Annotated in this window: 8 protein-coding genes; 1 reads left to right on the forward strand and 7 read right to left on the reverse strand. The window is 60.0% G+C overall.

What is annotated here, in order from left to right:
* The 3 genes from AB4043_RS02055 to AB4043_RS02065 all read right to left on the reverse strand — a co-directional run.
* Positions 1-1,992 (reverse strand): beta-propeller fold lactonase family protein (locus AB4043_RS02055; protein WP_442306409.1); only part of this gene is annotated, 1,992 nt, incomplete at its 3' end.
* Positions 1,993-2,173: 181 nt separating this feature from the next.
* Positions 2,174-4,021 carry an ArnT family glycosyltransferase gene (locus AB4043_RS02060; RefSeq protein WP_442306410.1) on the reverse strand — a complete coding sequence of 616 codons (1,848 nt, stop codon included), beginning with the start codon at positions 4,019-4,021 and terminating at the stop codon, positions 2,174-2,176.
* Between the two features lie 41 nt (positions 4,022-4,062).
* Positions 4,063-5,910: an ArnT family glycosyltransferase gene (locus AB4043_RS02065; protein ID WP_442301081.1), complete on the reverse strand. Its 1,848-nt coding sequence runs from the start codon at positions 5,908-5,910 to the stop codon at positions 4,063-4,065.
* A gap of 104 nt (positions 5,911-6,014) precedes the next feature.
* Between AB4043_RS02065 and AB4043_RS02070 the strand changes: the two genes are divergently transcribed.
* Positions 6,015-7,553, forward strand: a complete 1,539-nt coding sequence (locus tag AB4043_RS02070) for a Ppx/GppA phosphatase family protein (RefSeq protein ID WP_442301080.1) — start codon at positions 6,015-6,017, stop codon at positions 7,551-7,553.
* Here the strand turns inward: AB4043_RS02070 and AB4043_RS02075 are convergent.
* The 4 genes from AB4043_RS02075 to AB4043_RS02090 form a co-directional block, all read right to left on the reverse strand.
* On the reverse strand, positions 7,505-8,032 hold the full coding sequence (locus AB4043_RS02075) for a SixA phosphatase family protein (protein ID WP_442301079.1): 528 nt from the start codon (positions 8,030-8,032) through the stop codon (positions 7,505-7,507). The genes AB4043_RS02070 and AB4043_RS02075 overlap by 49 nt on opposite strands.
* Positions 8,033-8,502: 470 nt before the next feature.
* Entirely contained in the window at positions 8,503-9,489 is a 987-nt protein-coding gene (locus AB4043_RS02080) for a hypothetical protein (protein ID WP_442306411.1), read from the reverse strand.
* Complete coding sequence (locus AB4043_RS02085; RefSeq protein ID WP_442301077.1) at positions 9,486-11,501, reverse strand: M1 family metallopeptidase; 2,016 nt, start codon at positions 11,499-11,501, stop codon at positions 9,486-9,488. The genes AB4043_RS02080 and AB4043_RS02085 overlap by 4 nt, the downstream gene beginning before the upstream one ends.
* 19 nt (positions 11,502-11,520) lie before the next feature.
* On the reverse strand, positions 11,521-12,173 hold a 653-nt coding region (locus tag AB4043_RS02090), incomplete at its 5' end, for a class I SAM-dependent methyltransferase (RefSeq protein WP_442306412.1).

Consider the following 12,173-nt stretch of genomic DNA (forward strand, 5'->3'; position numbering starts at 1 on the left):
CTCCTGGCCAGGGAGGATGGAGCCTTTGCCGGCGCAGCGCTGAGGCGCGGGTTCGGGTGTGCCGTTCAGCGGAGAACGATCTTTCGGGGCCTCGCCGGAGTCGTCGCAGAACTTGGTGGCGACGAACTCGCCGAAGTGGTGGAGCGACTTGCCGTGCTTAGCGAGATTCGTCCAGATGTAGCCGCTCTGCGGTTCGTCGATGTCGGAGATGCCTTCGAGCAGCGGATAGCCCTCCGCGACGACGCCCTCGTAGTCATAGGTGCGTTCTTTGCCGCGATAGCTCTGCTGCCAGTTCTTCTCGTTGTAGTCGGAGGTGATGGCGGCGGTGGACCAGACGTGTCCATCGCCGGAGACCTCGCCGGAGTCGTAGAAGTTATCAAGGACACCGAACTGTAGCGCGAGCTTGTGCAGGTTGGGCGTGATGTCTTTGCCATACATCGTCAGAGAAGAATCGCCATCACCGACTCCGAGATCGCCGAGGATCTGATCGTAGGTGCGGTTCTCTTTGATGATGTAGATCACGTGCTTGATGGGGTTGTGCCCATCGGCGAAGACATGCTGCTGCTCGGCGTTCATGCGATTGGAGAGAACAACGGCACGTGAGAGCTCATCCAGTTTGGGCAGAGCAGAGCTCAGATCGATGGAGGCCAGTGAGCCATGCAGCAGCGTGGCGATGTAGGCGTGTGGCCGCGTCCTGAACTTTGCGGGCATCTGGCCGGGATCGGTAGCCATGAGCGGCTTGGGCGAGTTAGGTCCAGTGCCTTTGCCCTTGCCGGTGGCGGTATAGAGCTTGTTGTCCTGCACGGCTACGGCTGTTGGGAACCACTCGGTTGGAAGGAAGCCGGTGGCGTGTACGGGCGCCGCGGCAGAGAGCTTCTGTGCTGTATCGAAGACAGCAACCGCATTGGAGCCGGAGTTGGCAACGAAGAGACGGCTGCCATCGGTGCTTAGAGCAAGCGCTGTGGGGATCGCGCCAAAGTAGCTCTGGCCGGGCAGGCGTGTGTCGAGGGTGCCGGTCAGCTTCGGTTTCCCTTTTGCGAGTGAGACAGCGGCGACGGCATCGCGATTCGCGAGAGCGACGTAGAGTGTCTGTCCATCCTTCGAGAAGGCAAGAGCACAGGGATGCGAGCCGGGGCCGGTGGCCGGATCAGGCGGAAGCAGCGGAAGCGTGGAGATGGCCTTGCCGGACTTCAGATCGAGCTGGGCCAGCCCGGAGCCGTTCCAGAGGGCGACATAAGCGAAGCGCTGGGCTGGATCGACAGCAATAGCGATCGGGTAATTCGCTGGGACGATGGGCCTGGTGGCGAGATCGAAGCGGCGAAGGATTTTGCCGCTGGCGGCATCGACCTGCAGCACGTCGTCAGAGAAGTTATCGGCGACCAGAAGTTGTTCGGCGCCATCGGCTGTCTTCAGCAGTGCCAGTCCGGTGGGAACCGGGATGGCCTTGCCCATAGGTATGGGTTTGCYGATCTCGTTCTGCGAGCGGCCAGGAGCAAGCTGTTGCAGCGGGATAGGGATGAGACGGTCCGTTGCGATGGAACCGTCGTGGAAGCTGTAGACGGCGATGGCGTTGCCGGTCTTGATGAGGCCGTCTTTGTCAGGCTCGCCGCCTTCAGGGGCAGAGAGTGAGTCGAGCGAGGCGTAAAGATGCTGTCCGTCAGCAGAGAAGAGCAGGCCGGAGAAGAGTGTCTGCGCGGAAGAGAGTGTCGTGCGCGACTCAGGAAAGTCTTTGACGGAGCCGGTCTGTGTGTCGAGCACGGAGATGGACTGCTGGTAGTTCGACTCGGCGGTTCCGTAGCCGGCGTTCACCACGGCGAGGTAGCGATGATCGGGGGACCAGGCCATCGCCAGTGGAAGGCTGTTGATGCGTTGCGGGTCTCCGGGAATGCCGGGGAGAAGTTGTTTACTGCTGGGCAGATTGATCGGCGACTGGCCAAAGACCGGGGCAGCAGCCAACAGCGCAACGAGGGAGAGACGCGTTACAGGGGTCATAGGGATCGTTAGAAGAGTAACAATCCCGTATTGCGGGAGTCGCGCGATTTATATGATTTTTAGGAGCATTTTCCCTGTTGCTGGGTATCCCGGACAAGGCGTGCAGCGGCATTTTCATTGCGGAAAACGCCCATAGGTGTGGAATCCCTACACTACACCTACAGGGAAAATGCTCTACTGCTCAGGGGTGATTCGTGAGGACGGTTTTGCCGCCTTCGGATTTGAGMTCGTAGACTCCGCCAAAGGGCCGCAGGTCAGTGAGGCGGCGCTGGGGTTCATAGGTCATGAGGAAGACGCGGTCATGGCCTGCCCAGGCCTGGTGCAGGGAGTCTTCGGTTTCGAAGACCCTGGCGGCGTCAGGCCAGAAGCTGCCGTACCAGGGGCCGTTCACGCGTCCGTTGACCAGGTGCAGCGGTTTGCGGGTGTAGAAGGCGATGGAGGACCCAGAGGTCAACTCGCCGTCCAGCATGATCTGGTCGCCGGGCTGGAAGACGGAGTTGATGGCATCGGCCAGCCCCTTCGATCCGAGGATGGGATAGAAGCGCGCCAGGCCTTCATGCATGCCCCAGAGATTGCCCATCATGGCGATGGCGAGAGTGACGTTGGCCGCATAGCACTTGCCTTTGCGTCGTAGCAGCCATGCTGTCAGGCCGGCAGCGTACATGGATACGGCGACAAGGATCAGCGGGAAGCGGAAGAAGCCCATCGCCTTGCCGGTGAGGTCGTAGAGATGGCCGAGCGCGAGGGTATAGCGCTCAGGATTGGTGGTGAGCAGGTCTGAGATATCGACGCCCGCCGGCGGCGTAGGTGCGGTGATCGCAAACCAGGTGCAGACAACTGCCGCGAGTGTGGTGATGGGCAGAAGCAGCCAGCGTGTCCAGAAGTAAGCCGCATCGCGTGACCCCGGGTGAAGTGGATCTTCGGCGCGCGCAAGTTGCCCGCCGGCGAGGATGGCGAGAGCGGGCAGTGCCGGCAGGGCGTAGTACTCCTGCCGGCTGCCGAGCGAGAAGAAACCGATGACGATGAAAGCCCACAGGAAGAGGGTCAGCGGAGCTTCGGAGGCGGGTGCCTTCAATCCCTGGGCGCGCAACTTGGCGGCGCCCCAGCGGATCGCGCGTGGAAGGAAAACAGCCCAGGGTAGAAGCCATGCCAGGATCATGCCCCAGAAGAGCAGTACAGGCACCTGGCCGTAATCATGCGGAATGCGCTTGCCGACGAAGCGCATGAAGTGCTCATTGATGACGTAGAACCAGAACCAGCCGCGGGCATTGGCGTCGATCGCCGGGTTTCGCAGCGCGGCGAGTATATGCCAGGGAAGCGCGATCAGCAGGAAGAGCGCCGTCGATGTGATGAGGCGCAAGCGGAGCAGTGCGCGGAGCTGGCCGATCAACAGAAGGAAGATGAGAGCGAAGCCGACCGGAAAGACAAGACCGATAAGACCTTTGGTGAGGACGTTGAAGGCGGTCACGGCGGCGAAACCGAGCATCGGTTTCAACGTGGACTCGTGTGCTCGCACGCGATCGAGGGCGATGAGTAGAAGGTGGATGGAGAGCGTCATCCACAGCGCCAGCGGCACATCGGGAATGTAAAAGCGGGTGAAGAGATAAGGGCCGATGGAGGTGGCGATGGCCAGGCCGGAGTAGAAGCCCCCACGTTCGCCGAAGAACCGTCTGCCGAGAGCGTAGACGGAGAAGATGAGCCCAAGGACGAGCAGGGTGAGCGGAAGCCGGCCTGCCCAGTCGTGCGGTCCGAAGATTTTCATGCTGCCGGCGGCGAGCCAGTACATCAACGGAGGCTTGTCAAAGAAGCGGATGCCGTCCACGTACGGAGTGACATAGTCTTGGCGGACGAGCATCTCGCGCGCGACCTCGAGATAGACCGAGTCGACATCGTCGAGCAGACCAGGGGAAAAGATGCCACCAAGCTGCAGCACCCCCCAGATGATCAGAAGAATGACGATGGATCTGCGGCGTGCTGGGGCGGGCGAGGCGGCGGGGTCCGTCACGGCGGATGAGGTCGGCAGGCTCACGAGGTTCTTCTATCCATCGTGCTGGTTTTTCTATGGTTACGTCAATCGAGCGGGCGGTCAGTCAGCAACGTATTGCCGGAGGTCTCTTTCAACAGGATGTAGCGTCCCTTGAGAAGTTGCTCTACGTCGTTGTGGTGTTCTTCAGGAACGAAGAGGAGATGACGCACTCCCTGTCCCCACGTCTGCAGCAGATCCTGTGAGGAGAGGAAGATATGTGGTGCATCGGGGAAGGTGCTGCCGAAGATCAGCGAGCTGGAGCGGCCTTCGACCAGCAGTGCCTGGCGGCTGGTATAGAAGATGACCGAAGAGCCGTAGGACTGATCGCCGTACAGCATCAACTGATAGTTGCTTTCGATGCGCCGGGAAGCGACGAGATCATTGGCGGTGTCTGCCAGTTGTTTGCAGCTCAGCATGGAGCCGAAGCGCATGAGAGCGATATGCGCAGCGACGAGGAAGAACGCCGTGGTGAATGCCATGGTGGAGAAGGCGGCCGTGTTCCGCTTGTGCAGGCGGAGGTTCCAGGCAACAGCCGGACCGAAGGCGAAGGCCAGCATGGCCAGGGCGGCGGGCAGGCGGAGCGCGGCAAAGGAGGCTCCGGTCAGGTCGAAGAAGTGCGACATGGAGAGCGTGTAGTCTCCGACGGCGCGATGGGCCAGAAGGTCTCCGATGCTGGGCTCGAAGGGGAGGTTACGTGAGCTCCACAGACCGTAGAAGAGAGCTCCGGCGATCAGGAAGCCGAGTACGGCAAAGACGACGTACGCTGCGGTGACCAGGTGCCCCCGCAGGGCGTTATCTTCGCGCCGGGCAAGCGAGAATGCGATGAGAAGAAGGATCGGCAGATAGGCCGGGAAGGTGTAGTACTCCTGGTTGGTGGAGATGGAGAAGAAGACCAGGATGATGGCGGCGTAGATGCCTAGCAGAAGAACGGAGCGCTGATGGAAGCTGTACGGGCGCAGATATTTGGATCGGTTGGTCCACAGATCCCGTAGGGTGACGGGAAGGAAGAGTGACCAGGGGAAGAGCCAGACCAGATGCAGCAGCCAGAAGAGGTAGCCGGGCAGCTTGTTGTAGTCCTTCGGATAGCGCTCGCCGAGGAAACGGAGCACGTGTTCATTGATGAAGTAGAACCAGAAGAAGCCGTGTCCGTTCATGCCGCCGGTATTTCGCAGACCGGCCAGGATGTGCCAGGGGGCGGCGATGGCGAGGAACAGAAGGCCGCCGGTCACAAGACGGAGTTCGCGCCAGCGGCGCCACTCGCCAGTGACGGCCAGATAGATTGCCGTTGCTCCCATCGGGAAGACCAGACCGATGAGGCCTTTGGTCATAACGGCGAGTGAGAGACCAATCCACATGCCGTAGAAGTAGCCGACACGTGCTTTCTCAAGGCCTCGCAGCAGGCAGTAGAGTGAGGCGCAGAGGAAGAATGAGAGCAGCACCTCTGGAATGAAGATGCGCGTGAAGAGAAAGATGCCGGCCGTGGTGAGCGTCGCCAGAGAGGCATAAAAGCCCGCTGTCTGCGAGATCGCGTGCTTCCCCCAGCGATAGGCGAGAGCAGCTAGCATCGCTACGCCAAGGGCAAGGGGAAGGTGTGTGGCAAATGCGTTGAGGCCGAAGATTCGATAATCGACCGCGACCAGCCAATAGGGCAGGGCAGCCTTTTCCAGATAGCGGATGCCATTGACGTAAAGGGTGACGAAGTCGCCGGTGCGAGCCATGGCGGCGGCGGCCTGGGCGTGGGTCGCGTCAGCATCGTCAAGCAATGGCGGAGAGAACAGGCTTGCAAAATATACTGCTACCCAGACGAGCGACAGGATCCAGATCCGGCGCTTGCGTGTGCTGGTGAGGCGCGAAGGTGCCGCGACAGGCTTCGGAGCGTACGTAGTTACCATCCGGCTACAACTCTACTTGCTGAAAAATGTGTGTTCCCTCTGTTAGACACGGAAAACACCCAGAAGATTCGATGCGCGAACCGTGTATCCTGACGCGAGGAAAGATGCCGACATTTGCAGCTATCGATATAGGGTCCAACTCTTGCCGGCTAAAGATCGCCGCCGTACAGGTGCATAAGCTCAAGACGCTGTATGAGGACCGCGAGGTGACACGTCTTGGCGAAAGCGTCTTCGAGACGGGCGTGATCTCTCCGGAGGCGATGGCCACTACTATCCGGGCCCTGAAGCGCTTTCATAAGGCGGTGCAGGCCCACGTTGTGGATAAGGTGCGGGTCGTGGCCACCTCGGCTACGCGCGATGCCCGCAATGCAGCCGCCTTTGCGGCCTGGGTTAAATCAGCCACAGGGTGGAGCCTGGAGGTGATTTCCGGCCTGGAAGAAGGCCGTTTGATCCATCTTGGAGTGGCTACGCTGGAGCCGGGGGCGCGGGGCAGGTGCCTGATGATCGATCTTGGCGGCGGAAGCTGCGAGATTACCCACAGCGAGCACGGCCGCATCAAGTCGATGGTGAGCACTCCTCTGGGAGCGGTGCGGCTGCAGCAGGAGTTTCTGCACAGCGATCCGACCAGCAAGGAAGACCTGGCGCAACTGGAACGCTTTATCCATCGCGAGCTGCTCCGCGCGGAAAAGAAGCTTGGCCCGGTGCGTGTACCTCTCGTGATTGCGACCAGCGGCACGGCAGCGGCACTGGCAGAGGCTTCCGCGGCACTGTTCAAGAAGCGAGCTTCACGCGCGAAGACAAAAACTCTGGAAGCCGACACAGTAAGCGTCCGCAAGGTGGCGCACATGCTGGCGAAGATGACCAATGCGGAGCGGGTGCAGGTGCCCGGCATTGGACCGAAGCGCAGCGAGATCATCATCGGCGGAGCCTATGTGTATGCCCAGTTGTTGGAACGGTTGGGGCTGAAGGGCTTCCGTTACTCGCCGCTGGGTCTTCGTGACGGTGTCCTGGCTCAAATGCTGGCGGAAACGGACATCCGCGCCGACGTGCACCAGCAGATGGAGCTCGAGCGCTGGAACGGCATCCGTGAGCTCTGCCGCCGCTACGGAGTGGATCCCAGGAGAAATGAGCCCGTCCGGGCACATGTGGCGCAGCTCTTCGACGCGTTGCATGTGGTGCATGAGCTTCCCCCGGAGTACCGGTTATGGCTGGAGGCAGCAGCCATGATGCAGGACGTGGGCAAGTACATGAACCACCAGGGTCATCATCGGCACACGCAATATATCCTGGCGAACTCCGAAATCTATGGCTTCTCGCCGGAACAGCGAGCCATTGTCAGCGCCATTGCGCGCTACTTAGGCAAGAGCAGACCAGATGCCATGGACCGGGTGATGCGTGCGGTTCCTGTGGAGGAACATACAGCGGTGGCGCGTGCGATCGGCCTGCTGAGGCTTGCGGTTGGTCTGAATCAGGACCGCGCTTCGGCTGCCGTGAAATTACGTATCAAGGTCTATCCGAAGCGTGTCCTGCTCGACCTGTCGGCAGCGCGCGGAAGCGCGGAGCTGGAGGTGTGGTCGCTGCGCAAAGAAGCCGACTACTTCCGCGAGGTCTTCCGCCGCGAGCTGGCCGTCGAGGCCGTATAAAGGGTGCGTACGGTGCGAGGATCAAGCAGCCACTGCAGGGTGCCGGCGCCCCGGTCGTAGCTCACACGGGCGATGGAGCCTTTGCGCAGCCTGATCCGGGCTGGCTTGGGCAATGCGATCAGCGAGCCGAGAAAGGTGGTGATGTTGGGGTTGTGCCCAACGACCAGCAGATTCTCGGCCTCTCCGCACTCGCTGAGCAGCTTCTGGAAGTCGGCGAAAACGGCTCCCGGAGCCAAAGCATTCGAGAGCAGGATAGAGGCCTCATAACCGGTCTCCATGCCAACGAGCGAGGCAGTCTGCAGGCTGCGCTTCAGCGGGCTGGAGACGATGAGGTCAAAGTGTAGCCGCATGCTGTTGAGCACGTGGCCGAGTTGCAGACACTGCTTCTTCCCCTCTTTGTCGAGAGGGCGGCGGGTATCGAGCAGCGGGTTGACGCGGCGGGTGCCGGCGCTGGCGTGACGGAGGACGTAAAGATTCATCTCTTATTAAAGATGCCAGAGAGTGGGGCCTTGATGGTATGGGATTATCGCTCCCGGCGTTGGGTGTCGCGTGCCTGACGCTGGGAGGTCAACGTTGTCATGGTTTACAGGCTGTCTCCAGAGATCCTTTACAGGTTCATCCCGTTTCGCACCGAAGGTGCGAATGCTTTGCTTAAGGGGGCGGCTTCAGCCGTCCCGTACGGAGCTTCGACGAGACGCGGCTTTAGCCGCTGAGGTCAATCTATCCGCTACGAGGTACGACATTTTGCCGCTGAATTCTCGGTTTGTCGTTCTCTGACGCATCGCCCTCCGCGGCTTCAGCCGCTCATTTCCCGCGCTCGGTGCGGCACGCTAAAGCCGGTGCCCTTAAGCACTACAAATTCGAGCTTTGCTCGAATTGCCGGCGAACACGTTCGCTGACTTGAAGCTGCGTTGCGAAACGACAAACAAAAAGGTTCGAGCGGCGCTCTCTAGCTCTCAGGAACCTCCGGCTCTGGATGTGAGAGCGAGGGATTCGGCCTGGGCCAGGGCAAGATGGGAACCTGAGCTAGCGGATCTTCGTTGCGCGCTGGATTGTTCTCAGGCTCATCTTCCGCCAGGCGGACTTCTACCGCTCGCTGCCAGAAGCGGGTGACAAGATCGAGCAGGATGCCGCTCTGCAGCAGAAGAAAGATGCCGAGTGAGCCGGGAGCAGCGAGACGGTGGACGGCGAGCCAGGCGGCGGCCGCGATACAGGCGATACCTGCGAAGGTCAGAAGAGAAAATGCAAGATACGGCGCGGTGAAGCGGGAACGCAGAGCGTCCCATGCTGGAGCATAGGCTTTGTACACACGGCACTCGTTATTGAGACCAAGCCGAATGGCATAGACCTCCACCAGGTCGAAGTAGAGGCGAATAACGCAGGCGACCAGAAGCAGGAGCAGTGTCATTGGCAGTACGGCCAGGAAGTGCGGTTTGCCGAGAACGCCCGCGGCGTCAAGACGATCGCTGACAAAGGAACGCAGGGTCGCCAATGGGCTGAGCACAGCGATGAAGAGGATGACTGCTACGAGAGCGATGCGTACGAATCGCCAGAAGTATCGGAATCCCTCGTACTGCAGGCGACGAAGGCWTGCTCGTTCTCCGGTCACATAGGCGTAGAGCACACCGGGGGTAAGGATGAGGTTGACGATGGCAAAGACAAAGCTGGAGAGGTACCACTGTTGCGGGCCTGCGTAAGGAGGTTGTCTGAGGCTTCGGGAGACCTCGGCAAGGAGGGCCACGTCAAAGCCGGAAGTGAGCCGCGTTGACACCAGCGAGTGCGATAGCAGCGCAGCGATCTGGTGATGCACTCCGAGTGTGAAGAGCGCGGTGAGTAGCAGTTGCAGCCCGTAGATCCAGGCAATGGCCCTCCAGTGGTGTAGCGCCATATGGAGACCGGGCAGAAGCAGAGGGCGGCGATTGGTTGCTATGCTCACACGATCCACGTCGTCACCTGGCTGAGGCACTGTTCGAGGAAGAGGATGATGGCTGTCAGCTTGCGTGTTGCTGTGCCGTGCGGTTTGAGCTGATAGCTGTTGTTGAACCGGTCGTTGTCGAGTAGAACGGTGTGGTTAGGATCAATCTCCACGGAGACCACCTTGGCGCCCCGTTGTTTGAAGGTGAACTTCTGCCAGCGGTCGGATCCATCCCACCAGAGTTGTGAATGCAGGCCGTTGTCGAAGATCACTTCCGCGCTGACAGGAAGAATAAAGTCACCTTTGCGATGAAGGACAACAGTGCTCAGATAGTCGGTCTGTTTGGGATCTTCAGGTTCTGGCTTCCACCATTCGAACGGTTGTGTGGTGACTGAATCGACAGCGTAATCGAGAACGGTGGTGCCGTAGATGGCCTGCTGGAAGTAAGAGTGCAGAGCCGGAGCAACCTCGATGGCTGCCGCTTGAGCACAGGTACCGCAAAGCGAACCAGAAGGTTGCGCAACGTGGTACACGCGGTTCTTTGCAATGGCTGTGTTTTCTATCTCCTGCAGGAAGTCCGTGGCGGTGGGATGCTTGAAGCGATACTTGGTGAAGTACTGATGCACGGCTTCGCGCATGGTGTCTTCGCCAATCATGCCTTCGAGCGTGAGCAAGGCTGTAGCAGTCTTACCGTAAGTGACGCCGCCGTACGAGCGCTCGTCGCGGAACTTGTAGGCGAAGCGGGTCATTGGGTCGTAGTCAGGGACGAGGGTGTATTCGTAGCGTTGTAGATCGCGTTCGCCGCCACTGGCATAGGTTCCGCCGAGAATGCCTTTGTCTTTACCGAAGAGCGATTCGATGACCTTGACCTCGGTGTAGGAGTTGATGCCTTCATCGAGCCAGGCTTCTTCGAACTCATTGGTAGCGACCATGCCGTACCAGTACTGATGGCCGAACTCGTGTTCTGCCGTGACCTCAAGGATATGAATCCATGAGGGCTCCCACCAGTTGGTTCCTCCGGTGATGAGAGTGGGGTACTCCATGCCTTCCATGGCGGAGCCCGGTTCAGGGTCGATCACTGTGATCTGTTTGTACGGATAAGGACCGTACCACTGCTCAAACTTCGCCATCGTCTGGCGGAGGATGGCGGCATATCGTGGTCCGGCCTGGGGATGCGATTTGAGGGCAAGGACACGGATGCGGACCGGGCCCATGGCTGAGAGATACGTCTCTGTGGTCTCAGTAAAGTGCGGTGAGGCAGCCCACGCGAAGTCGTGGACGTCTTCCGCGTAGAACGACATGGTCTTTCTTCCGCCGCTGTGGGTGATACCGGTGGAGACGCCTGTGGTGCCGACGATGTAGTTCTCGGGTAAGGTGAGCTTGACGTTGTAGGCGCCGAAGTCAGAGAAGAACTCGGTGGTCGCGTGGTACTGATGGCAGTTCCATGCGCCATGCCAGAAGGCACCGATTTTTGGGAACCACTGGCCGCCCATCATGAAGTCACGCTTGTAGCCGTTGCGTGCAATGGATTCCGGAAACCTGTCGTGAAACGCAATGTGGAAGGTGATGGTTTCGCCAGGTTCGAGAGGATGCGGCAGCGTAATCTCCATCACAGTGTGATCGGCGGCGTTGCCGTCGTCGGGCGCGATGAAGCGCTGTGCCGAGGTCAGGTCTCCGAAGCCGTCGGCCGTGATGGAGGCGATACGGATCTCGCCGCGGCGATGTTCAGGATACTCACGCTCTACTTCGCGGAAGCCGCCGCTCTCCGCAGTCTCGCGTGCGAACGTGGACTGCGGCTGAAACGCATTGAGGTAGAGATGAAAGGGGAAGCTCGTCAGCCGCCGGCCAGTGAGGTTGCGGTACGCGAGGGTCTCGATGGCGTCAACGGTGTGTTTTACCGGATCGATCTGCGCATCGATCGCGTACTGCACCACGCGTTCGGATAAGGGCGTGGGTGAGTTGGTCGCGATGGATGTCTGTGCACCGAGCGCAGTGGCAAGAGAAAGCAGAGCAAGGAAGAGGGTCTTTCTCATGCCGAGAATTGTATGCGTTTCAGGGCCGTTGCCATAGCTCTGAGATCAGGATGCCACCAAGGAAATCACGTCTTCGGATGCAGATCATGCCTGCACGCTGCAAGACGGGGGCATAGTCGGGAAGGCGATTGGCGCGGAGACCGGTCAGAAGACGAAAGGCCACGTAGAGGGTGCGGGTTAGAAGCGCCGCGATGGGACGGATGGCGCCTTGCTGAGGAACCTGGAAGTCGCTGACCAACCATATGGCATTGTCTGTCAGGGAAGGCAGCAGGGTCTGCACGAGCTGCTCTACCTCTGTCGTAGAGAGGCAATCCAGGAAGAAGTGTGTGGCAACAAGATCGTATGCGGCGTCGGGAACGAAGTTCAGCGCATTGGCCTGGGTGGTGACAAGGCGATCTGCATACGGTGCGCAACGGCGGCGCAGTTCCTGCAGCATGGCCGCGCTGAAGTCTACGGCGTGAACGTGAAGCTGCGGGTTCGCGCTGAGTAGGTCACGTGTGAAGCGGCCGTCGCCATCGCCGAGAACAAGACCGCTGCGGGCCTCGAGAAGTTCAGGCAGCCATGCTGTGCGCGTGCGATGGAGCAGTGGGCCAAAGCTGAACCATTCCATCCAGCGGTAGAGCCGAGCGATGCGATCGAAGTTGGGAGTAGSGTTCACCGCAGAAAGAAGAG

It is taken from the genome of Terriglobus sp. YAF25 (genome assembly GCF_052113305.1).
In the GTDB taxonomy this organism is placed as follows: domain Bacteria; phylum Acidobacteriota; class Terriglobia; order Terriglobales; family Acidobacteriaceae; genus Terriglobus.